Below are 22798 nucleotides of genomic sequence, written 5' to 3' on the forward strand. Positions count from 1 at the left end.
AAGGACTATGAGAACACTTCTAGGCGAAAGTGAGCAAGACGATCTCGGGAGTTGTGCCGACGCGCATCGGCGGCCCCCAGGTTCCGGCACCGCTGGAAGTGTATACCTGCATCTTGCCGAATCGCTGCAGCCCATAGGTGAACTTTCCGAATGCGCGACGGGTGATGAAATTGAACGGAAACATTTGACCGCCGCCATGCGTGTGTCCAGAAAGTTGCAGACTGATTCCTGCATGTTCGGCGAGCGGCAGCCGGTTGGGAACATGATTGAGCAGAATGCTCGCCTGTCCTTCCTGCAGTTTCAATCCCTCAAGGAATTTGTGCATCTGCGTTGGAACTGTATGTCCATATGGAATGCCAGCTACGCGCAATCCATCCACATCCGCGCACTCGTTGTGCAGCACGCGAATTCCGCCTGCCCGCAGCGCATCTTCGAAGTGGGCGGCTCCCCCGAACTCCTCATGATTGCCGCCGGCGAAGAAGACGCCCAACGCTGGTTTCAGCTCAAGCAAGGGTGCGACCCAACGATGCGCGTCGATCTTGCTGCCATCGAAGACATCTCCAGCCAGAAAAATGGTCGCAGGATTCAACTCCCGGGCCATTGCTGCAATCCGGCGCGCGAACCCGACCTGGTTTACATGACCGAGGTGTACGTCTGAAACAAGCAGAGCCTGACGTCCGCGCCAACTCTGGGGCAGGTTCGGCAACTCCACCGTGACGCGTCGAACCCGAATCGCTCGAGCATTCACGAGGCCGTAGATGGCTGTTGCGATTGCGAGGATGAGCAGAGATCCGGCGATATATGGGCGGTCTGAAATCCTGGTCGTCGTTGAGACTGTAAAGCGAAGAACCAGATCAGCCAGCCACGCGATCCACGCGCCAACGAATAGAAAATTGGCCACCCCGACCCAGAGCGCCGCTACGCGGTAGAACAACCGGACCGCCGGATTGAAAAAACGAAAGCTCAACAGGGACGCAGACACAAAGATGAAAGAGAGCACCCCAAAGGCAACCTGCAGAATGCGCGCGGCGGATGGGGTCATCGGCTGCCAGAAATCAACCCAGGTGCGGTACATGAACCAATGGGCAAGGCAAAGAAATGATTGAACAATCACGATAGCGATCAATGGCCTGGCCTTCAAAAAAACCTCTCATTCATATGCACAGTTACCGCCACCTCAGCCTGCCGATTTTCACAAACATGAAAGAATTAAAAGTATGGCAGCAACGGCTGGCGAACAACTCGGGCTCTATGTATCGATTCCGTTCTGCCGCTCGAAGTGCACCTACTGCAATTTTGCTTCAGGAGTCTATCCGGCGAGCGAACACGCACGTTACGTTGAGCGCCTGATCAATGAGATGCGTGGCGCGCGAAAATGGAGCGAAAACCTTCGCGCCGAGTTGCCTACCAGCGTGGACACGATCTATTTGGGTGGGGGAACACCCAGTTTGCTTGAGCCGAACCTGATCGCGCAGCTGTTTGGTGCCATTCGCGCGGAATTTCTGATCGATCCGGATGTAGAGATCACGGTGGAGTGTGCGCCGGGCCAGATTGCAGACACTACGCTTGCGGCACTTGTCCAGGTAGGAGTGAATCGCGTCAGTCTTGGTGTTCAGTCATTCATCGATCGCGAGGCGCAACAGAGCGGCCGACTTCATAGCCGGGCGATTGTGCTTGAGGATTTGAAGCGTCTGAGGGCCGCGGGAATCTCGAATCTGAATGTGGACCTGATTGCGGGACTTGCCGATCAGACCTTCGCCTCCTGGGAGAAATCTGTTTCGGTGCTGGTGGAGAGCGGGGCTTCGCACGCAAGCATCTACATGCTTGAGGTGGACGAAGATTCGAGGCTCGGCAGAGAACTGCTCTCGGGCGGCGCTCGCTATCACGCAGGGCTCGTTCCCGGCGACGACACGATCGCGCGGATGTACGAACATGTAATCGAGAGGCTTGTTGTTGCGGGTTTGCTTCAATACGAAATTTCAAACTTCGCGCGGCCGGGATTCGAGTCGCGACACAATCTGCGCTACTGGCAGCGTCGGCCCTATCTCGGCATTGGACTGGATGCATCTTCGATGCTCCGCGGATCGAGAGACGCCGGGGAGGATCCGCAACTGGGTTACGTTCTGCGCTTCACAACGACGGATGACCTTAAGGCTTATCTAGAAGGGCCGCAACGGCCGCAAACAGCGTGGCTGTCAGTGGACAGGCAGCATGAGGAAGCATGGTTTCTCGGGCTGCGTATGAATAGCGGCGTTTCTGTTTCTGCTCTCGGTCGCGAGTTTGGGAGCCAAATGGTTGCGCCTGCGGTGGAGGTCGTCAAACATCTCTCGGACCGCGGTTTGCTCACATTCGATGGCGAAACCGCGCGACTCACTGGCCAGGGCCGCATGCTTTCGAACGATGTCTTTCAGGAATTTCTTGAGATCGCACCGTTGCACCCGCGTCTGGCTACGCAGTCGTAAAGTGCGGTTTGAAATGGTTTGAGGCGTTACCAGTGGAGCGCTTCGTCTTGTAGTACAGGCAGGAAAAATGCGGCGGGGTCTGTGTCTTCTTCCATCGCAACGCATTGAATCGAATCTGCATTCTCGGCCCTCGCGCTTAGCAAGGCTTTATCCACTTCGCGCAGCACCACAAATGGAGTTCTTCCACCGCTGGACGCGATACCGAAGCAGGCTTGGAATTGCATCACGGCGGCGAAATCGGGCGCCAAGGCATCGAATATCTCATTTCGCAATCGCTCAGCCAGCGTCCTGGCATTTGAGAGGCTGCAACCGGGCAAGACGAAGAGGAACTCCCGGTCTGCCATCTGGCCCACAGCGTCGTAGCAGCGCAGGTGAGGCGTGATTCGCTCAACGATCTCTCGTAGCGCGGCGTCAAATGTCGTCGCTTCCGGCGCAGTTCTGCTCCGCCCAGAAGTAACGATCTTAACCTTGATCAGCGCAAGCGGCATTTTCATGCGTTGTGCGCGATCGGTCTCGCGAAAGAGCGCGGACACAATTTCTTCACGGTCGAGGATCAAGTCCACCCCCACACCCAATGCATCGGCTGGGATTAGTGATCCTTGAGAATCGCAAAAGGTTTATTTGCGGGAGTCAATGATTGAACGCCGCAAACAAGCTAGTCGATGAAGTCCACTTTGGGCGCGATTGGAATGATTCCGCGCTCATGGCCCATGTCCAGCAGTTTGCGAATAGCTTCACGACCGTCCGGGCCATAGTCGAGCGTGCGCTCGTTCACGTACATGCTGACAAAGCGGCTGGCGAGGCTGGTGTCGAGATCGCGCGCAAATTGCATGGCGTATTCAAGCGCCTGTTCGCGGTGGTCCAGGGCGTGCTGAATGCTGTCGCGCAGAGCCTTGGAGATGATGGCGTGGGCTTCAGGGCCCAGAGAGCGGCGAATCGCATTGCCGCCCAGGGGCAGCACGAGCTTGGTCTGGTCTCGCCACCAAACGCCGAGGTCGATGATTTTGTGCAAGCCGCTGCGGCCGTAGGTCAGTTGCCCTTCGTGAATGATCAGCCCCGCCTCGTATTTGCCGGCGAGTACTTCCGGGATGATCTGGTCGAACGGGACGACCTCGGTTTCGATTTCAGGATTGAAGATCTTCAAGGCCAGATAAGCAGTGGTCATGGTACCGGGAACAGCCACCCTCACTCGCTTTAGATGGTCCTGCGACATTGGCTTCAGCGAAATGACCATGGGGCCATAGCCCTCTCCGACGCTTCCACCGCAACCCATCAAAGTGTAATTTTCCTGAACGTAAGGATAGGCATGGAAGCTGATCGCCGAAACGTCGTAGAACGCCTCATTCTGGGCACGCTTATTCAGAGTTTCGATATCGCACAGAGTATGCGAGAACTTGTATCCGGGCACGCGAATCTTGTTGGTCGCGAGGCCGTAAAACATGAATGCATCATCCGAGTCGGGGCTATGCGCGATGGAGATTTCCCGGGTCGGATTCAAAACGGTTGATTCAGAGTGCCTGGTGCTCACGGGGACAAGATCCTTTCAATAAAACTGCGATGCGGGTTGGTGAACGAGTACCGGCTAGCTGTGGCGGCGAACCCGTTCGAATCCCTTAGCGACAGCCGCAGCGGCTACCACTTTAAGCGCGTCACCCGGCAGGAAGGGAAGCACAGTCATGACAAAAGCTGTCTTGACCGAAGTGAGTGATCCGGCTCCGTGGGTCCACACCATTAGCCATGCGAAGCCGGAGAGCAGAATCAACACGTTGCCCACCGCAGCGCTGGCGAGTGCGGCTGAAAACCCACGTCCACTACGTCGCCAAAGGGAGGCGATCAGGGTTGCGGCCGCCGGATACGCCATGAGGTAGCCGCCCGTCGGTCCCAGCAAATGCGCAATGCCCGCACCGAAGACTAACCCGGGGGCAAACACCGGCAGACCCAATGCGCCTTCGAAAAGGTAAGCGCCAAGAGTTGCGGCGGCCAATCGCGGCGTCAGCAGCAAACCCAGCAGCAGCACGGCAAATGGCTGCAGTGTAAGAGGAACGGGGGTAAATCCGAGCGGGAGGGCGATGTGCGAGGACACCGCTACAAGTGCGCTACCACCCAGAATGACCGCACCTGTGCGTAGACCTTGCGAGACAGCAGAATTCGCGATCTCTGAAGTGAGCGGATTCGAAAGTCTGTTTTCCACGTCTATTCCTTAATTTTCGGATTCCATGTCGGCATTTTCGGGCGCATCTACTACAGTTGCATCTCCTTTAGACGCGAGATGCTTGAGTTTTCTGCGTTGCCGGAGAATGTGACGCGCCACCCCTGCGGCCGCGAGCAGCAGCCCGACCATCGAAACCAACAGAGCGATGATTAACCAACGGATCACAGCCGAAGCTCAGGATAGCAGATGGACGAAAAACTCCGGGCCGCGCGGGTTCCCGACGCAGTGCGCGAAAAAACTCATCCGACTCTGCTATTTCGACGGAGCAAGTGAGGCAAACAACCATTCCAGGTAGGGTCCGCTGCCGTGTTCGACCGGAATAACCAGGAATTCCGGCAACCGGTAACTGTGCAACTCCCGCAGGCGCGCTTCCAGCGCTTCCAGTTTCTCCGAACTGGTTTTTAGCAGGATCATGGTTTCGGGTGCGGACTGGAGCTGATCTTTCCAGTGATAGATGGATTGCACCACCGGCAGCAGGGTGGCACATGCCACCAAGCGCTCCTCTACCAACGTGCGGCCAAGTTTGTTGGCTTCATCGAGGGTGCTTTCGGTGGTCAGGACGATGCGTGCCTGCGGATTCGATTCGGGCATTTCTTTCTCCACGCGTCCAGTGTACGAAGCGAACCCCGCAGTTCCGATCACAATTTTCATTTCCCGAATCCAAGTGACCCATTTGCTGAACCCTCATCCGGTATCCAGCGCGGCACTTTATTCTCCAACTTGCCGACTTGGCTCCGGTGTTGCAGTATGTTCCTTGCGGCTCGCGCATCCTAGTTCATACATTCTGCGGAGACCCTGCCGCACAGGAGATCGATCGATGAGTTCAGTCATCAAATTTGGAACCTCCGGCTGGAGGGCCATCGTTGCCGACGAATTTACGCTGGCCAACATTCGCCTCGCGATTGCAGGCATTGCCGCATACGTCAAAACGCAGCCTGAACCACACCGGGTGCTGGTCGGTCGCGATCCGCGCTTTCTCGGAGAAAGCTTTGTAGCCGAGGCCGCCAAGATCCTCGCCGGCGCGGGAATCACCCCCATCGTCATTCCGGATGCTGCGCCTACGCCCGCGATTGCCTATTCTGTGCGCGCACTGAAGACATCGGGCGCGATCAACTTCACCGCATCTCACAATCCGCCGGAGTACAACGGCATTAAGTTCTCGACTCATGACGGTGCGCCGGCGCTGCCCGAGGTGACCAAGCAGATCGAATCGGCGATCAACGCTAACACTGAGGGCAAGATCCCCCACGCTGATCCTCCGGAGGGAGGATTTGAAACGGCCGACGTCAAGCCCGGCTTCCTGCACCGCCTGGGAGAACTTGTCGATCTCAAGACCATCGCCAAGTCGCATATCAAGGTCGTTTTTGATCCGTTTTGGGGAGCGGGACGCGGCTATAGCTGCCATATTCTTCGCGAGGCTGGAGTCGAGGTCGCAACGGTACATGACTATCGCGATGTGCTCTTTGGCGGACATGCCCCAGAGCCCGACGATCACCTGCTGGGAGACGCCAAGAAGAAGATGAAGGAATTCGGCGCCAAGATCTGTATCGCGACGGATGGCGACGCGGACCGTTTCGGCATCGTCGACGAAGATGGCACGTTTATCCAGCCCAACTACATCATTGCGCTTCTCTTCGATTATCTCGTCGAAACGCGCGGTTGGAAGAATGGCGTAGCCAAGAGCGTCGCTACCACCAACCTGATCAATGCACTTGCGGACTACCACAAGGTGCCGCTTTTCGAGACGCCGGTCGGCTTCAAGTACATTGGCGAACTCATCATCGCCGACAAGATCGCCATCGGTGGCGAAGAGTCGGCAGGGCTCACGATTCGCGGTCACGTTCCGGAAAAGGATGGAATTATCGCAGGGCTGCTGGTCACGGAAATGGTTGCTGCCCGCGGCAAGAGCCTCGGCAAGCAACTCAAAGAACTGTTTGCCAAGGTTGGTTCCTTCTATCCCGTTCGCGAGAACTTCCACTTGACCCCGGAACGGAAAGCCGCGTTCACTGAAGAATTGAAGAAGGATCCCGCTGAGCTTGGCGGCCGCAAGGTTACCCAAGTTGTGCGCACCGACGGTCTCAAACTGGTCCTGGACGACGGATCGTGGGTTTGTTTCCGCTTGTCGGGAACCGAACCTGTGGTCAGGGCTTACACCGAGGCGCGGGACGAGAAGGATATGGTCGCGTTGCGCTCGGCGGCCGAAAAATTTGTGCAGGGTTAATCCGTAGAGGCCGAATGCAGCAGCCCAATCTGTTCAGTGAAAACAAGGAAGCGGCCAAAGAGCCGCTTCCGTTTCGTCAGCGCGTTCTTGAGTGGTTGCAGGAGGGTTGGCGGCCCGCAGGAACGGCACTGTCCGTCGTTCTCGCCCTGCTGTTTGCATGGAGCGTAATAAACGGTCGACACGGCTTGTCGACCTGGTATCAGCAGCGCAGTCAAGAAAAGCAGCTCAAGCAAGAAATCGACGATCTACAGCGTGAGAATGCGCACCTGCGCACGCACGTAGACCGACTCAAGAACAATCCCGAGGCAATCGAGCATGAAGCCCGCGAGAAACTTCACTACGCCAAGCCCGGCGAGGTAATCTACACGCTGCCCGCTGAGCCTCAAAGCCAGTCCGTGGTCCAACCCGGATCCACGAGCCGATAACAGGCAAACAACACCTTCGGCAATTTGTTGCACCAGAGGGTCGCTGAATGATAGCGATCCTCTGGTGCAATGCTTCGCCCGCCCTTCTGGATGGCTAGTCTGAAACGGACCGACGGCTCGCTTCAGACGGCATTCATCGAATTATCGATCATTCCTTATCGAATCCGTAGATGTTCCACGCACGACGCCGTGGATGGCCTGGGTCCCGAAATGTCCAGTTGCAGGCCCTGTGAACACCATCGTGATGTTCGAGTTCGTTACCGAGAAAGGAACATCGAGGCCGCCGGTGATGCAGACCTGCAGCGTCGAAGATGGCGGATTTGTCTCGAAGCCCCCATTGCTTCCGTTCCCCGTCAACAGGCTGACCGTTTTGCTGATTTGAAAGCCCATTTGAGTGGGCGTGGCGTATGCGGGACAGCCGTCCATGTTCCACGTGATCCTGGCATTCGTTACCTTAATGTGGTGCGTGTGAGGGCCCTGAAGAGGCTGTGTCGGATCGACTGCGCCGGTCGCAGTTTTCCCAAAACTGGACATGGTCATATCGGCTGAGAATTCCGCAGTGCCCATTTCCGGGTCGAGATCCATAGACCATTGACCATGCATTTCATATGGACTGCCTTTCACGGTAGTCAGCAAGGGAACATAGTCGTTGATCAGGCCCGTGAGGTGCACGGGTTTGTGCTCCTGCGCCAAAGCGCAGGTGGTTGCTGCCAAGAGAAGCAGGGATAGTGCGCGTATCACAGAAGCAGGGGATTTGCGTTCCATGGAGACCTCCAAGGCTGAAATTCATCTACGATGCCCGGTCACGATGAGACATTTCGACGGAGGTCTCAAGCAGCATAGTGAGGAATCCGCACCATTTCTTCTGTTTGCAGCTGAATGCAGTGCTTTGCTGTGTCCTTCACGCTACAATTTTGGTTCTCGAAGCTCGAAGCACGCGGAAACCTCTTACTCGATAGGAGCGCAAGATGGGTGAACCGTTCTCCGGCGCAATGCCATCGGCAAGCCCACCCGAGGACCGCCTGGATTCCTGGAAGGAGATAGCGGCCTACCTCAAGCGCGACGTGACGACCGTGCAGCGGTGGGAGAAGCGGGAGGGGATGCCCGTTCACCGGCACCTCCATGAGAAGACGGGATCCGTCTATGCCTATCGTGAGGAGTTGGCCGCATGGGCCAGCGGAAGAAATCTTCGAGTAGCGCAAGAGAACGAAAACAGTCTTTCATCATCGATCCCAGCCGAATCCGCGCCATCTTTGGAGAAACAAGTAACTGCCCTCCGATGGAAACTCATCCTGTCGATGGCGGCATTGGCAGCCGTCGCACTGGCCATTTGCGCACTCTGGTTTCAGAGGACGGAGCGCTTCTGGCGAAGCCCTCTCACTGACGCCCGGTATCAGGCGGTGACGGACTTCGATGGTTTGGAGCAGGCCGCGACCGTGTCACGCGACGGGCGCTTTGTGGCATTTCTCTCAAACCAGGACGGGCCGACCGACGTCTGGGTTACGCAAGTCGGCTCGGGTCAGTTTCACAACCTCACCCACGGCAGCGCCTCGCAAGTCGTCAATCCGTCGGTGCGCGATCTGGGGTTCTCACCTGACGGATCTCTGGTTACGTACTGGATGCGCAAGCGGGACGGTTCGGGAACAGAGGACATCGGCGTCTGGGCTGTGCCAATGCTGGGTGGGGAACCACGGCCCTACCTGGAAGGCGTCGCCGAATTTGATTGGTCACGCGATGGATCTCGACTCGCCTATCACACGCCCGGTCCAGGTGATCCGTTATTTGTATCGAACGGCAGTCGACTGCCGGCGGATCGGCCCATTTTTTCCGCGCCTGACGGGCTCCACAGCCATTTTCCGTTGTGGGACCCAGAAGGCAAGTTTATCTATTTCGTCCAAGGCACACTTCCAGACAAACTCGATATCTGGCGCATTCCGTCAGTTGGCGGTAATCCGGAACGAATCACATCGCAGAATACGCTCGTCAGTCATCCAGTCCTGCTGGATCATCGGACGCTCATGTACCTGGCATGCGATCCCGACGGTTCGGGGCCGTGGCCCTATAGCATTGACGTCGAGCGCCGCATTCCCCACCGGTTGGCCGCTGGCCCCGAACGCTTCACATCACTGGCAGTCAGCGCGGATGGTCGTCGTCTGGTCGCGACGGTTGCGAGCCCGAAAAGAACGCTCTGGCGTTTGCGGCTTTCAGGCTCTAACGCCGAGGTTTCAGCAGCAACTCCGATTTTGTTGACGACCGGCACTGGTTTCTATCCACGATTCGGTCTTGATTTCCTTCTATACGTTTCTGGGACGGGCACGAAAGAGAGCATCTGGAAACTGGCTGACGGAACGAGCACGGAGTTGTGGAGTGCTGAGGGGGCGAGAGTCCTTGGGGGCCCTGCGATTTCTGCTGATGGGCGATTCATCACGTTTTCCGTTCGACAGCACGGAAAGTCTCTCTTGTACTCGATGCAGGCCGATGGCACGAACGCACGGATTGTCGTCGACTCGCTCGACCTTCGAGGATCTCCAGCATGGTCGCCCGACGGCAAGTCGATTACTTCGGCGGCAATTGATCACGGAGTTCCGCATCTGTTTCGCATACCAGTCGATGGTCGTCCTCCCACTCTTATTGTCCGGGAGTATTCGGTCGATCCGACGTGGGCGCCAGACGGGTCTTTCGCGGTCTACTCAGGGCCCGACATCGGCACGACATTTCCGCTGCAGGCAGTCACGGCGGAGGGGGAATCTCGTCGCCTGCCATCGCTGACCCTGACGCGGGGGGCTCGGCGGCTCGCCTTCCTGCCGGGAGGACGAGAACTCGCGCTGTTAAGAGGCGATATTCAACACAAGAACTTGTGGGCCATCCATCTGGAAACTGGAACCGAGCGGCAATTGACCAACCTCCCCACTGATTTCAACATTCAAGACTTCGACGTGTCCCCCGACGGCCACGAGGTCGTTTTCGAACGAGTACAGGACTACTCGCATGTGGTGCTGATTGACCTTGCCGGAAAATGACCGTCTAGGTCAGCCGGAACGGCGGTCGGCAGAGGTGGATATCTTGCGAGTGGCTAGCGAGTTCGCTACTAAGCATCATTCCGAGCAAACCACGCCACGCCGGCACCGGCCAGGGGGGCATTGTCGCCGAGTTCGGCGATGCGGACTTCGAACTTGGCGCCCTCGAGTTCAGTCTTCATCGCCGGCAGGAATAAGTGCGCAGACCGCGATATACCGCCGCCCAGCACGACCACGTCCGGTGCAAAGTCGGATAGGAGCCGCTTCAGTGCGACGCCGAGATTCTTGCCGAAGTCTTCGAAGACCGCAATCGAAACTGGCTCACCGCCGGTTGCGTAGTGGGCGATGGACGCTACTTCGCGCTCCTGCCCCTTCCGCTCTTTATATGCGCTCTGCAGCGCTCGCGTCGAAATCTTGTCCTCAACGATGCCGCCTTCGTAGGGGACATTCCATATCTCCCCTCCCGGCGGAACACCTTTGCCTTCGGTGACTACCTTGCCATCTACGGCAAAGCCTGAACCGACTCCGGTTCCCAGCGTGAACACAACTACACGTTTCACACCCCGGGCCGCTCCCGCACCGACTTCGCCTAGCAGATAAGCTGCAGCATCATTCAGGAACCGCACCTGAGTTGTTTTCCATCCGAAACGAGTCGCCATTGCCTCACTCAGATTCACGCCATACAGGTAGGGCATTTTGTGCTTCATCCAACTGATGCCTTGCACGTAATCAAATGGGCCCGGCATCGCCAATTCTGCACCTTCGACTCCGTCAACGCCTTCGGAAGCCTGCTTCCCGAGTGAATAAAGCACCTCAACGAAAGCCGCGCTTGTCTGCTCTTCGGGCAGGTTTGCCCGCACTACGGTGCCAAGACGAAAACCCTGCTTGTAGCAGACGGCTGCGGAGATATGGCTGCCTCCAACGTCATAGACCAACACACACGGCTCTTCTACGGCGCTCACTGCCCACCTCGCTTCGGAATCTCCAATATTGTAAGCGGGAGAGGCGCCGGTCTGATTTGAACGAGCTGACGTCAGGTTTGCAGGGAAGTGCACGTCTATATGTTTTTACGGATCGTTGATGTTCGGCTCGAATTCCTCGACGGTATAGTGGAAGTTCATCGACATGCACCGACGCGCCCGGGTTCTGATCTGGATGATTTGTCTCTACTCGACTCAGCCGTTGCTGGGGCAGATGCCCTTTTACACCGACAATGCCGATGTCACTGATCAAGGCACCTTGCACTTCGAGTCCTTCAACGAATTCGACGGGCTTCAGTCTGCGCAGTTCCCCGATGTCCGCCAGAACACGGCCAATTTCAAATTCAACTACGGTCTGCCCCATGGTGTGGAACTCGATTTCGACGTTCCTTATCTCTCCATTTATCGCGCTCCTGGATCGCAGACCTCGGCGGGCTTAGGCGATGCCGATATGGGCGTGAAATGGAACTTTCTCAAGGCTCCCCGGCCACGCAGCCGTCCGGCCCTCTCCGCCAGTCTCTACATTGAATTCCCAACCGGCGATGCCGCACAGTCTCTCGGATCAGGATTGACTGACTACTGGCTCAACGTCATCGCCCAGGAACCTTTCTCCGACAAGACCAGGCTCAACGCCAACTTCGGGTATCTCTTCGCCGGAAACACCAGCACTGGAGTTCTTGGTATACAAACCACTCGCGGTCAGGTTGTCACCGGTGGGGTGTCGTTACTCCACGACTTTAACCCGCGCATTACGCTTGGCGCTGAACTCTACGGCGCCCTCGCTCTCGACAGCGGACTAGGAAAAGACCAGTTGCAGGCGCTCGCCGGCGGCCAGTACTCTCTCAACAATCGCGTCGCCGTTACTTTCGGCCTGCTCGGGGGCAGCCACATCGCCAGTCCCAGGATCGGCGGACAAGTTGGCTTCGAGGTCGACTTTCCCCGTCGCCATGCTCCCGCAGGCAAACAGACTGCTCTTGATTCGCTTTCATCTCTACCAACACAACGGAGATCACCATGTCCTGTAAGCCCGAACTATTAAAGAACGTTCCGCTGTTTTCACTTCTGGACGATGATGAAACCGCGGTCCTGGCCAGCCACGTCGAAGCCAAAGCGTTTGCGGCACGACAGCGAATCTACAAAGCAGGTGATCCCGGCATGGCCTACGTCATCGTTTCGGGTAGCGTGAGGGTCACGACCGTTGATGAGGATGCCCAAGAAGTTACCGTGGATGAACCGACCAAGGGCGATTTCTTTGGGTTTGCATCGATGCTGGAGCAGACGCCGCATCAGACAAACGCGATGGCGCTCGAAGATTCAGAGTGTCTCGAGGTCTCGCGCGACGACATCGAGGCACTTCTCCTGAAAAAGCCAATGGCGGGGATGGACCTGCTAACGACGCTGGGCCACCAGTTCCACGCCGCTCATCAACTCGTGAGGCTGCGGGCGACCCGCAATCCCAACGAGATTATCGAAAAAGAGATGACCACGGGAGAACGCATCGCTGATGCGGTTGCGAGCTTCGGTGGCTCTTGGACATTCATCATCACGTTCGCGGTTGTTTTGATCGTTTACACGCTGGCCAATGAGATCCTAGACAAAAAGGCGTGGGACCCTTACCCGTTCATCTTGCTGAACCTGTTCCTGTCGATGCTTGCTGCCATCCAGGCACCCGTGATCATGATGAGCCAAAATCGCCAAGACACCAAAGACAGATTGCGCGGCGAACTCGATTTTGATGTTAATCGCCGCGCGGAATCCGAAATACAGGGAATGGCGAGGAAGCTGAATCAGCTGGATGAGCGTATCGAGGATCTCTCCGATCTTCTGCGTGGAAAGGGCATTCCCGTTGCGGAGAAGGGGTAGCTCAAAAATCGACGTGCGTGCGAACCGAGCCAACCCAAGCTGGTCCGCGATCGCGGTTGTATCCCGGATTGTCGATGTGTTGCACGTCCGCGGAGTAGAACATCCCTTTCCAAGCGTGCCAAGAGTAGTAGCTTTCCACGATGTTCTCGCGGCCGTAGTTAAGGTTGCCATCCCCGAGTAGGAAGCCCAGGCCGCCCAAACGCAGATAGTTCTGGTGATCGCGCTTGATCGCATTCGAGACCAAGACAATTGCCAATTTGTCCTGCGAACGATGCCAGCGATTGCCGGTGTAGTCTGCTCCGATTTCAACCGTCTGATCAACCTCGGTGTATGCAAAGGATTCATGCTGGCCCTCGTTCCATCCGAAGCGGCCGAAGACACGTAGATTTGCAGTCAACTCCTGCTCCGTGTTGTAGCCGAAGCCGTACTTGAGTGCGCCAAGATGCTCGTGCGCGATGATGTTGGGAGTTTGATCAGTTCCGGCCAAAAAGGCATTGACCGCTTCCCTGTAGGAGCCCATATGCGCGCGGTTGGCGTAGAACAAGAGGCGGCTCATACCTTTACGTTGCAGCACCCAACTGTGGCGCAACTCGAATTCTCCATTGTGCCCGTGGGCGCGGCTGAACGCCCAGTCCATGTCGATGCCGTTGGCGACGACCGGCATGGCAAATAGACCGTAGCGAATGCTCCAGGATCGATCGTCGTACTCAGCCATGCCGCCCACGGTGTAGCCGCGTGTATCGGCCGCGTAATCCCACGCGCCGTTGTTGTCCGCGGTCCAGTTCATGAACTGCAAGTGGCTGTCTGAACCTACGGAGTTCACATCGAAGAAGTCCGGCAGCGTCATTTTTCCGACACGAAGTTCGACCCGTCTGGCGGGAACAGTTGAGGCAACCGCAAAGAAATTCGCTTCCTGTGCAATGGTTTTGTCCGTCAGCCCAATCACCTGGTGAATCTCATAACGCGCGATGTAAGGTGTAGACCCGAGGTTCGGATTTCGCACCACATCAAGGTTCGTGAATCCTGCCAGTCCCAGCGCTTCGCTCAGCCCGCGTCCAGCAGCTGACTCCACATCGAAGATGAAATCAGTGTTATAGCGGACTGACTGATTTCGCCGTAGTGCGGCGTATGCGGTGCCTACCATCGAGGTCTTGTACTCCGCTGAATTACGAAAGCTGTTCGTGCCCTGATAAAGCGAGTGAAAGGGAAGTCGTCCCTGAAAGATGATGTTCGCCTGACCCGAAAGCCAATACCTCGCGTCTTCTGGATGAGGAAACATGGTTAACGCAGGAGCTCCCGGCGGATCTGTTGGCGTGTTTTCATCGGCAGGTTTGTCCGCAGGCTTAGGAGCGTTTTGCGAGAACGCAGTGTTCGATGGCATAAACGACGACAGATTTTGGCTGATTGGTTCCGGCGCTGAGGGGAGATCAATGCGGGATTCGACGGACTGAGCAGGTGCAATTGCACCCGCAAACGTAAAAAAGAGAAGAGTCAAAAGGCCTTTATAAATTTGGCGACGATTAGAGGAAAACATTTCGAACCTTTCAAGGGGGTTCAGATAAGATAAATTAAGTGATGCATACCCCCATACGGTATATACTATACCGGGGGTGGGTATATGGCAAGAGGTGATATCTATGTCCCTGCATGAACGAGAAAAATTGAAGCTTCAACAGCGGGTGCGCCGATTGCGGGGCCAACTTGACGCGGTGGAACGACTGGTGACATCCGATGAAGACTGCGGCGGCCAACTGATGCTGCTTGCAGCGGTCCGCGGCGGCGTCAACGGCTTGATGGGCGAGATTATGGAGACGCATATTCGGTTCCACCTCGTCGATGGCGCCAAAGAGCAGATTGCTCCTGAACTTGCTGAGGATCTTATAGACCTGGTGCGCGCTTATTTGAAGTAGATGCATCGTCTCGCCAATATCCTAGAGGCCGCAGCTGGCGGAAGACGTTAACGCTCTGTTGATTTGTTTGGCAAGCCGAGAAATGGTCGGAGCCTCGCCGCGTACACCAACAACTCAAGGCGCAGGGCCGGGGTTCGGCATTCTCGCTCTCTCTCACTCTCTCGGGCGCCTGCACGACGGAGAAGAGAGAAGCGCCTCGCAGTTTGCTTCATCCTCTCAGGAACATCGCCCCTGCGATTAGCAGCGTCAAATCGATGGTGGCGATAAACACCCGCTCCGGTAAACGATCCACAATGCGCTTGCCTGCGAAAGATCCCGCCACCATGATCGGTCCCATGGCAACTCCTGTTTGGACTGCGTGGAGTGAGAGTATCGCCGATCCGCGATATGCGATGAGCTTGGCAACATGCATCACTACGGTCGAAAGAGCCTCGGTCCCGATGTATGCGCCCTTCACCAAGCCATAGGCCAGGAAGAACGGAGCCATCAGTGGGCCAACACTTCCCAATAAAGCTGACAGAAAGCTCGATGCGGCGCCGATCAATGCAAAGGACTTCAGCGATGGCTTAATTGCGGGCAGTTTGGGCAAGTGCCTGAGCACAACGATGAGGATGAGAAAAGCGCCCAACGCCCTCGTTAAAACAACCAAGGGTGCATGGGCAAATAGGTATCCACCGAGCAAGGCCATGGGAATGCCGCCAAGTGCGAACCACGCGACGACGCGGAGGTCGAGGCGGTGGCGGTTGAACCAAACCCGGCTCAGATTGCCAATGAGTTGCGCGACTGTGAGGATTGGCACGGCTTCGCGGACGCCAAAGACGAATACGAGCGCAGGCAGCAGGACAGCAGCTCCGCCGAATCCGGTGACGGCGGCCAGCAGTGACGCAACGAATGCGGCTAAGCCAAGAAGTGAGAGCCGAAGGAATTCATGCATGAGGCTCTACCAAGTAAGGCGAATGAATCCGCGGCCTGTCGAGTTTGCCGGTCGAAGACAAAACACGACCTGCCTATTCAAGCACTGAGTGCTAGGCCCGGCCGGCGAATTCGCGCGTTTCAGTGAAGACTTTCACCTTTTCACCCTCTTCAACGAAGAAGGGAACTCGTATTTCCAGACCGGTTTCAAGTCGCGCATGCTTGGTAACGGCTCCGCTGGCGGTATTGCCGCGTGCGCCTGGTTCTGTATAAGCGACTGCGAGCTCCACCTTTTCGGGTAACTGGAGTCCGATCGGGTTCCCATTGAATTTGTCGATCTTGATGATCAGGCCTTCGGTGAGGAACTGGAGGGCATCGCCAAGCTTTTCGGCCGTCAGCGGAATGGTGTCGAACGACTCCTGGTCAAGGAAATACGATGCATCGCTATCGGAATAGAGATAGGAGGCCTCAATGGTCTCGAGATCCGGCTCTTTGAACTTTTCTCCGGCCTTGAAGGTCTTGTCGAAGACGGCGCGTGTGAGCAGGTTGCGCATCTTGAATCGGACCAGGGTCTGGCCACCGCGAGCGGTGGGAGTGGAGACTTCCACGTCAAGGCAGTAGTAGGGAGCGTTTTCGAATTCAAAGTACATCTTGCGCTTAATGTCGATTGCATCGATGAGTGCGGCCATGCGGATTCCTTTTTAGAGCGTCGTTCTCAATCTTAATGGATCGGCGAGCGTGATTCTAAGACAAGGTAATGCGTAAGTTCCCCAAGGATGGTGCCGACTGAAGACCGATAGCTAATCGATGAGAACGTGCTTTACGCGCCTACAGGAGCGCGGAGCTGATTGATCGCGGCAGTCAGATCGCCGGCTAGGGCGTGCTGCGTTTCGTTACTGAGTTTGGCGCCGCCCTCGGTGAGATAAAAAACGTCGATGGCGGTTTCGCCTTCAGTGTCAATAAGCGCAACCTCGATGTTGCACTTGTGAATGCTGAGGGTGAGCGCGATCTGGCGCAACAGGCCGGGAACATCCTGCGCGACGACTTGCAACAGCGTGGAATGGGTAGAGGATTCCGAGTCAAATTGCAGGCGCGTCGCGACTTCAACTTTCACATTCGAGGTATTGCTTGCGTGGCGCCGCGCTTCCAGCATCTGCTCTACAGCGACTTTTTGCGCGACGACATCGTGGACGTAATCGAGGAAGCGATCTTTCTCGCTGGGATTCAACTCGATTGTGCGAAATACGTCGGTGAACTGAAAGCTGTCGACCACCACGCCGGCATCGTTGGAGAAGGCGCCGGCTTTCACGATGTTCATGCCCCAAGCAGCGAGAGCACCGGCCACGTCGGCAAACAGGCGGCTGCGGTCGCGAGCGATCACCGTGAGGTCAAAGAGCTGGCGGTGCGGTCGAAGGTCGAGTTGAACGGGATTTTTATCGAGATTGGCGGCGAGCTGAAAGTGGTTGCGAATGTGCTCGGGGAGGCGGGTCTGAAGGTAGCGCTGCGGAAGGCCTTCGAGAAACTGTTTGAGGTCGTCGTACTGCGCGGGAGGCACCATCGAGCGAATGCGATTCAGCAGGGTTGGATCGATCGCCGCGTGGTATCGGACCTCGTCCACGCTGCGATCCATGAAGTTGGCGGTGGCCATGTAGAGCTGCCACAGGTTTTCGGCCTTCCACGGAGTAAGCGCTTCGGGATTGACGGCCTTGATATCTGCGTAGGTCATCAGCGTCAGCATCTTCAGGAGGGCGGGACTGCCTATTTTCTCGGAGAAGGCGCGAACATTCTCGGCGTCGAAGATGTCGCGGCGCAGGGCATTAGACATCTCGAGGTGGAGGCGAATGAGCTTGAGCACGGAATCGCGCTCTTCGGTGTCGAAGTCGAGCCGCGCCATAAAGCTGTCGGCGAGTTCTACGCTCTGGCCGGTGTGTTCGCCGCTGCGCCGGCCTTTGCCGGTGTCGTGCAACAGCAACGAGAGCAGGAATAAATCGAGACGGTCGATTTCGGGAAGCAGTTGAGCGAGACGCTGCTCGTAGTCGTGTGCAGGCTGCCGCAGGCTATGAACATTGTCGATGGTGAGGAAGGTGTGCTCGTCGACGGTGTAGCGGTGATAGCTGTCGCGGATTACGAGCGCATCGATGCCGTGAAATTCGGGGATCAGCATTTCCAGCACGCCCAGTGCGTGCATGGTGCGGAGAGCGTGCGCGGCGTGCGGTCCCAAAAGAACTTCGCGGAGTGCGTTCCAGAGATATGGGCCTTCTGGGATATGGATAGCCAGCGCGGGCAGCGCGTCGGTGATGCGGTCCTCGGCAGCCTGCGAGAGGGCGTATCCGTGGGTTGCCATCAGCGAGAAGATGCGCAAGATCGCGGCGGTATCGCTGAACTGCGCGCCCGGAAGAATATCGATGCGGCCCTGGTCGAGAATGAAGTCGGTGCCAGCGATGGGAGTGCGGCGGCGACGGAACTGGCGGTAGAAGCTGACGGGGGCGGGAAGATGTTCCATCAGCAGTGCGGCGCGGCGGTAGATGACACGGGCGTGCCGGTAGTAGGTCCGCATCCAGTAGGCGGGGTCAGCGGTGCCACGCGTTTCAAGGCCGATGGAGTTTGCGGCGGCCTCGTCCTGCGACTGCCAATCGAGTGTGTTGTCATCGCGGCCATGGCGGAAGTGGAGGAAACATCGCGCGGCGGCGAGGAAATCAAAGGCGGCTTCGGCGTCTCCGCGAGCGCTCTGGAAGACCCCGCCACGCTGGCGAGGCCATTCCTTGGTTTCCTTGAGGTGGAAAAGAAGTGCGAACCAGACGGCGAGGTGGTAATCGCGAAGCCCGCCCGGGCACTCCTTCAGATTCGGCTCGAGATGGAAGATGGTGTTGCCGTATTTGGCGTGGCGGGCGCGGGCAATTTCGCCCAACTTCTGAGTGATGGTGTTCCATTCGCTTAGAACCAGGCCGGGAAAAACTGTCTGATGAAGCTGCTGATAGAGAGGGAACTGGCCGGCTAGAAATCGGCGGTCAAGGGTGGCCAGGGTGAATTCAAGATTGTCGGGGTCGAATTTTCCGGCTTCCTTAACGGTTCTCGAACTTGGGCTGGCGCGCAGACCGATATCCCACATCCCTTGAATGATGCTCCGGACGGCTTCCTTGGTCTGCTCCTCGGTCTTCTCGTCGGCGAAAGCGAACAGGACGTCGATGTCTGAGTAGGGGAAGAGATCTTTGCGACCGTAGCCGCCCAGGGCGAGCAGCGAGACGTTCTGTGCGGGCTGGCCGGCGAAGGCTCGGCGCCACATTTCAATGAGGATGCGGTCGACGACTGCGGATCGCCGCCGGATCGCTGCGGTGCCGTCGCCAGTCCGCTCACAAGTCTGGCGGACGAGCGCCATCTCCCGGAGATACTGATCCCGTAGATCGTCAACCGCTAAAGCGACTGGATTCATGATTTTTTAATTTGAAAGGCTCGCAGAAGCAAAAAGATGTTTTAACAGGATAAACGATGCCGGGTCTGTCGCAGCCGCAAGAGGGATAAATGAGCGGAAGGAGGGGAAAATAAAAGGAAGGGTGGATTCAACCATCGCACTTGGGCGGTTTTAGCTTGGTGCTCACGGGAAAGCGCTGGCAGCAGACGACAGTTTGTGGGGACGGAATGGACAGAGGTCTAAAGTGCGAGCCGGTTTGGCTTTTGACCCACATCGATGGGCCGGTCGGAAAGTGCGGAGTCGACGACGGCCTTCCGGCCGCTTCCTGCAACCAGGCCAGACGTGATTCGAAGAAAGTAGAACAAGTTGGCGCGGGAGTCGATGGGTGAAAAGTCCTTAACTTCACTCTGGCGTTCGTTCATGACGTTCAAGCACCTCCGACTGAAATCTCTGCGAAATCGATATCGAACAGTACTTCTACAGGGCTGGTGACAGAAAGAATTGCTCTACTGCGGGGAATAGTTCACGAATGCCTTTTGGAGGCATTGAGCCCTTGCGTCTGGCCCCAACTCTGAATGACGCATGTGATATTTCAGACAATAGAGGCGATTTGGGTACGGAACAATCCCATGTCGGTAACCAATTTGAACGGGAAAAGGACTGTTACCGAGCGATGCCGGTGACAATTGGCCAAGAAGTTGTTCTAGTTCACTTGACGCGCTGATTGCGGGGATGCGGAAGGTTGATTAGAGCGCGGTTTCGCCTCGTTCATCGTTGCGGATGCGAATGGCCTCTTCAACGCGGCTTACGAAGATCTTTCCGTCGCCGATGCGACCGGTTCGTGCGGCCGAACCAATTGCATTGACCGCCTTTTCTTTCATTTCGTCGAGAACAACCATCTCAATTTTGACCTTGGGAAGAAGGTCAACCGTGTATTCGCGGCCGCGATAGAACTCGGTATGGCCCTTCTGGCGGCCATGGCCGCGGGCCTCCAATATGGTCATACCCTCAATGCCAACTTCAAGCAGCGCGTCTTTCACCGCATCGAGCTTGGACGGCTGAATAATTGCTTCGATCTTGAGCATTCTTGATTGCCTCGGTTGGTAGCGTATCAGGCCGGAGGTCAGAGTTGGCTATACCCGGCGCTATCTTTTCATCAGGAATTCAGGTCGTAACCTTCCTCGCCATGCTGGGAAAGGTCAAGGCCTGTGCTCTCGTCCTCCGACGAGACGCGAAGTCCCATTGCCTTATCCACAATGAAGAGCAGGACAACCGTTCCTACGGCAGAGATCGTCCATGCGATCGCGATGCCGGCAATCTGATTGAGAATCTGCCGCCAATGGCCATCGATTGCGCCTGTGGCGACACCGGAGCCGAATGCGGGATTGACCAGTTTTGTTGCAAAGATTCCGGTAAGCAAAGCGCCGAGAGTTCCTCCGGCCCCATGTACGCCGAAGGCATCCAGCGAGTCGTCGTAGCCAAACCAGCCTTTGACTTTGAAGACCATGAACGAACAAAAGATTCCGGCCAAAAGTCCGATTAATAGAGCCGGAAAGGGCTGGACGAATCCTGAGGCGGGAGTGATAGCGACCAGTCCAGCTACTGCGCCAGATATGGCGCCGAGTGCCGTGGGCTTGCCGTTGTGGATCCATTCCGCGATTGTCCAGCCCAGTGCCGCAGCGGCAGCCGCAAAGTGTGTATTGATGAAAGCGCTGGTCGCTAATGGCCCCGATCCCAGCGCGCTGCCGGCGTTGAAACCAAACCACCCAACCCACAGGAGGCATGCGCCGATGAAACTGAGCACCATCGAATGTGGCGGCATATTGGTGTGGGGATATCCGATGCGTTTGCCTAAATAGATTGCGGTTACAAGCGCCGAGATACCAGAAGTGACATGGACTACGGTGCCGCCGGCGAAATCCAGCGAAGGAATGCGCCCGCCGCTGGCATTTAGCAATCCGCCGACGCCCCAGACCATATGTGCCATGGGGCTGTAGACAATCAGGGACCACAGGGAAAGAAACACGGCCATGGCGCTGAACTTCATACGTTCAGCGAACGCACCTGTGATCAGAGCCGGCGTGATGATGGCAAACATGAGTTGGTAGATCATGTACGTCTGCTCGGGAATAGTTGCGGCGTAATCGGGATTAGGAGCGAGTCCCACGCCGCGGAGGAAGACATGTTCGAATCCACCGATAAAACTGGTTCCGTGAGCGAAGGCCAGTGAGTATCCCACGATTGCCCAGATGATCGTCACGAGCCCCATCATTGCGAAACTTTGCATCATGGTGCCGAGAATGTTCTTGCGCCGCACCAGTCCGCCGTAAAACAAGGCAAGACCGGGCCCCGTCATCAGCAGCACAAGCGCTGCGGAGATGAGCATCCACGCATTGTCGGCATTCATCTGCGCGGAATGAATTGCGTCTTGAAGGGATTTCAAGTCGGCTTGCGTCACGGCACTTTGCGCCGCAGCGGAACTCTGTGCGGACAGCAGAGACGACGGTACAAGCAGAAGTGACATTAAGAAAAATCGAAAACGAATACCGAACATGCTTGCTCCGAAAGCGAGTTGACAGGACCCTGCGAAGCGATGGGGGAGTGCATACACACCCTCCCTCGCGTCCGTGTTCCCTCAGATTGTCGCGAACATTGAAGGATAACGCATCTGCAACGCGGAGATTCAAAGTCCCCGGCCTGCCGATCAGCCTGTGCTTGGCGAGCCGTACCCGCTGGCCCCGGTTTGCAGAGTTGCGAGGCATCCATGCGCTCGAGAAAGAGGTAAGATAGTCCCATGGGGACTGTTCAGGAACGCGATCGCTATCTCTTCGGGGCGCTCGAGAGCAGCGCGAAAAACCGGGCCAAGGTACAGGAAGTCAACTACGGGTTCGAGCAGCCGGAAGGCGTTTTTCTCACGACCCTGGATTTCGCGGTGAACTGGGTTCGCAAGAGCTCCGTGTGGCCGGTGACTTTTGGACTGGCCTGTTGCGCGATCGAGATGATGTCAATGGGTGCTTCGAGATTTGATATCGCGCGGTTCGGGGCAGAGGTTTTTCGTCCCTCGCCGCGGCAATCGGACCTGATGATCATTGCAGGCCGGGTCGCCCAGAAAATGGCACCCGTGATTCGGCGCCTCTATGACCAGATGCCAGAACCGAAATGGGTCATCTCGATGGGTGCATGTGCGACGTCGGGCGGCGTTTTCAATAATTACGCAATCGTGCAGGGTGTCAATCAAGTCATTCCCGTCGATGTGTATGTTCCGGGATGTCCTCCTCGTCCCGAGCAACTGATGTATGCGATTACGCTCTTGCAGGAAAAAATTCAGCGCGAGCCTCGCAGTTTGTTGAAGACGTTGAATGCGGAGTAGCCGCCAAGGCTTCCCCT

General features: G+C 56.8%; 22 protein-coding genes. 8 read left to right on the forward strand and 14 right to left on the reverse strand.

Annotated elements, in window-relative coordinates; translation table 11 throughout:
• Positions 1 to 19: 19 nt before the first annotated feature.
• The gene (locus tag P8935_RS08635; protein WP_348264585.1) at positions 20 to 1141 is read right to left on the reverse strand and encodes a metallophosphoesterase; all 1122 of its coding nucleotides are present in this window, start codon (positions 1139 to 1141) and stop codon (positions 20 to 22) included.
• A gap of 76 nt (positions 1142 to 1217) precedes the next feature.
• Here P8935_RS08635 and hemW point away from each other — a divergent pair, with 76 nt between their 5' ends.
• Positions 1218 to 2462 carry a radical SAM family heme chaperone HemW gene (gene hemW / locus P8935_RS08640; RefSeq protein ID WP_348264586.1) on the forward strand — a complete coding sequence of 415 codons (1245 nt, stop codon included), beginning with the start codon at positions 1218 to 1220 and terminating at the stop codon, positions 2460 to 2462.
• Between the two features lie 26 nt (positions 2463 to 2488).
• Here the strand turns inward: hemW and P8935_RS08645 are convergent, their stop codons facing one another.
• The 4 genes from P8935_RS08645 to cutA all read right to left on the reverse strand — a co-directional run bounded on the left by P8935_RS08645 (position 2489) and on the right by cutA (position 5265).
• Positions 2489 to 3019, reverse strand: coding sequence for a diguanylate cyclase (locus P8935_RS08645; protein WP_348264587.1), 531 nt, complete (start codon positions 3017 to 3019; stop codon positions 2489 to 2491).
• A 98-nt stretch (positions 3020 to 3117) separates the two neighbouring features.
• Positions 3118 to 3990: an MqnA/MqnD/SBP family protein gene (locus P8935_RS08650; RefSeq protein ID WP_348264588.1), complete on the reverse strand. Its 873-nt coding sequence runs from the start codon at positions 3988 to 3990 to the stop codon at positions 3118 to 3120.
• Positions 3991 to 4044: 54 nt separating this feature from the next.
• On the reverse strand, positions 4045 to 4653 hold the full coding sequence (locus P8935_RS08655) for a biotin transporter BioY (protein ID WP_348264590.1): 609 nt from the start codon (positions 4651 to 4653) through the stop codon (positions 4045 to 4047).
• A gap of 273 nt (positions 4654 to 4926) precedes the next feature.
• Positions 4927 to 5265 (reverse strand): divalent-cation tolerance protein CutA, encoded by a 339-nt coding sequence (gene cutA, locus P8935_RS08660; RefSeq protein ID WP_348264591.1) that lies wholly within the window; start codon positions 5263 to 5265, stop codon positions 4927 to 4929.
• 226 nt (positions 5266 to 5491) lie between these two features.
• On the opposite strand from cutA, the gene P8935_RS08665 reads away from it, so the two are divergent.
• Positions 5492 to 6895, forward strand: a complete 1404-nt coding sequence (locus tag P8935_RS08665) for a phosphoglucomutase/phosphomannomutase family protein (protein WP_348264592.1) — start codon at positions 5492 to 5494, stop codon at positions 6893 to 6895.
• A 14-nt stretch (positions 6896 to 6909) separates the two neighbouring features.
• Complete coding sequence (locus P8935_RS08670; RefSeq protein WP_348264593.1) at positions 6910 to 7320, forward strand: septum formation initiator family protein; 411 nt, start codon at positions 6910 to 6912, stop codon at positions 7318 to 7320.
• A 141-nt stretch (positions 7321 to 7461) separates the two neighbouring features.
• On the opposite strand, the gene P8935_RS08675 is transcribed toward P8935_RS08670, so the two are convergent.
• Positions 7462 to 8085 (reverse strand): hypothetical protein, encoded by a 624-nt coding sequence (locus P8935_RS08675; RefSeq protein WP_348264594.1) that lies wholly within the window; start codon positions 8083 to 8085, stop codon positions 7462 to 7464.
• 203 nt (positions 8086 to 8288) lie between these two features.
• Here P8935_RS08675 and P8935_RS08680 point away from each other — a divergent pair, with 203 nt between their 5' ends.
• A complete protein-coding gene (locus P8935_RS08680) occupies positions 8289 to 10340 on the forward strand; it encodes a hypothetical protein (protein WP_348264595.1) in 2052 nt (683 codons plus the stop codon).
• Positions 10341 to 10408: 68 nt separating this feature from the next.
• On the opposite strand, the gene P8935_RS08685 is transcribed toward P8935_RS08680, so the two are convergent.
• On the reverse strand, positions 10409 to 11299 hold the full coding sequence (locus tag P8935_RS08685) for an ROK family protein (protein ID WP_348264596.1): 891 nt from the start codon (positions 11297 to 11299) through the stop codon (positions 10409 to 10411).
• A 163-nt stretch (positions 11300 to 11462) separates the two neighbouring features.
• On the opposite strand from P8935_RS08685, the gene P8935_RS08690 reads away from it, so the two are divergent.
• Positions 11463 to 12356 carry a transporter gene (locus tag P8935_RS08690; RefSeq protein ID WP_348264597.1) on the forward strand — a complete coding sequence of 298 codons (894 nt, stop codon included), beginning with the start codon at positions 11463 to 11465 and terminating at the stop codon, positions 12354 to 12356.
• On the forward strand, positions 12332 to 13180 hold the full coding sequence (locus P8935_RS08695) for a DUF1003 domain-containing protein (protein ID WP_348264598.1): 849 nt from the start codon (positions 12332 to 12334) through the stop codon (positions 13178 to 13180). Before P8935_RS08690 ends, P8935_RS08695 begins: the two co-directional genes overlap by 25 nt.
• A 1-nt stretch (position 13181) precedes the next feature.
• Here P8935_RS08695 and P8935_RS08700 read toward each other — a convergent pair whose 3' ends face one another.
• On the reverse strand, positions 13182 to 14675 hold the full coding sequence (locus P8935_RS08700) for a carbohydrate porin (RefSeq protein WP_348264599.1): 1494 nt from the start codon (positions 14673 to 14675) through the stop codon (positions 13182 to 13184).
• A 142-nt stretch (positions 14676 to 14817) separates the two neighbouring features.
• On the opposite strand from P8935_RS08700, the gene P8935_RS08705 reads away from it, so the two are divergent.
• A complete protein-coding gene (locus P8935_RS08705) occupies positions 14818 to 15090 on the forward strand; it encodes a metal/formaldehyde-sensitive transcriptional repressor (protein WP_348264600.1) in 273 nt (90 codons plus the stop codon).
• 208 nt (positions 15091 to 15298) lie between these two features.
• Here the strand turns inward: P8935_RS08705 and P8935_RS08710 are convergent, their stop codons facing one another.
• The 6 genes from P8935_RS08710 to P8935_RS08735 form a co-directional block, all read right to left on the reverse strand.
• Positions 15299 to 16024, reverse strand: a complete 726-nt coding sequence (locus P8935_RS08710) for a sulfite exporter TauE/SafE family protein (protein ID WP_348264601.1) — start codon at positions 16022 to 16024, stop codon at positions 15299 to 15301.
• Positions 16025 to 16115: 91 nt separating this feature from the next.
• Positions 16116 to 16691: an elongation factor P gene (gene efp, locus P8935_RS08715; RefSeq protein WP_348264602.1), complete on the reverse strand. Its 576-nt coding sequence runs from the start codon at positions 16689 to 16691 to the stop codon at positions 16116 to 16118.
• A gap of 131 nt (positions 16692 to 16822) precedes the next feature.
• A complete protein-coding gene (glnD, locus tag P8935_RS08720; protein WP_348264603.1) occupies positions 16823 to 19432 on the reverse strand; it encodes a [protein-PII] uridylyltransferase in 2610 nt (869 codons plus the stop codon).
• 218 nt (positions 19433 to 19650) lie between these two features.
• The gene (locus P8935_RS08725) at positions 19651 to 19833 is read right to left on the reverse strand and encodes a hypothetical protein (RefSeq protein ID WP_348264604.1); all 183 of its coding nucleotides are present in this window, start codon (positions 19831 to 19833) and stop codon (positions 19651 to 19653) included.
• A gap of 324 nt (positions 19834 to 20157) precedes the next feature.
• Positions 20158 to 20496 (reverse strand): P-II family nitrogen regulator, encoded by a 339-nt coding sequence (locus P8935_RS08730; RefSeq protein WP_348264605.1) that lies wholly within the window; start codon positions 20494 to 20496, stop codon positions 20158 to 20160.
• Positions 20497 to 20567: 71 nt separating this feature from the next.
• The gene (locus tag P8935_RS08735; RefSeq protein ID WP_348264606.1) at positions 20568 to 21935 is read right to left on the reverse strand and encodes an ammonium transporter; all 1368 of its coding nucleotides are present in this window, start codon (positions 21933 to 21935) and stop codon (positions 20568 to 20570) included.
• Positions 21936 to 22205: 270 nt separating this feature from the next.
• Here P8935_RS08735 and P8935_RS08740 point away from each other — a divergent pair, with 270 nt between their 5' ends.
• Positions 22206 to 22781, forward strand: a complete 576-nt coding sequence (locus tag P8935_RS08740) for an NADH-quinone oxidoreductase subunit B family protein (protein WP_348264607.1) — start codon at positions 22206 to 22208, stop codon at positions 22779 to 22781.
• Positions 22782 to 22798: the final 17 nt, after the last annotated feature.

Source organism: Telmatobacter sp. DSM 110680 (assembly GCF_039994875.1).
Classification (GTDB): domain Bacteria; phylum Acidobacteriota; class Terriglobia; order Terriglobales; family Acidobacteriaceae; genus Telmatobacter.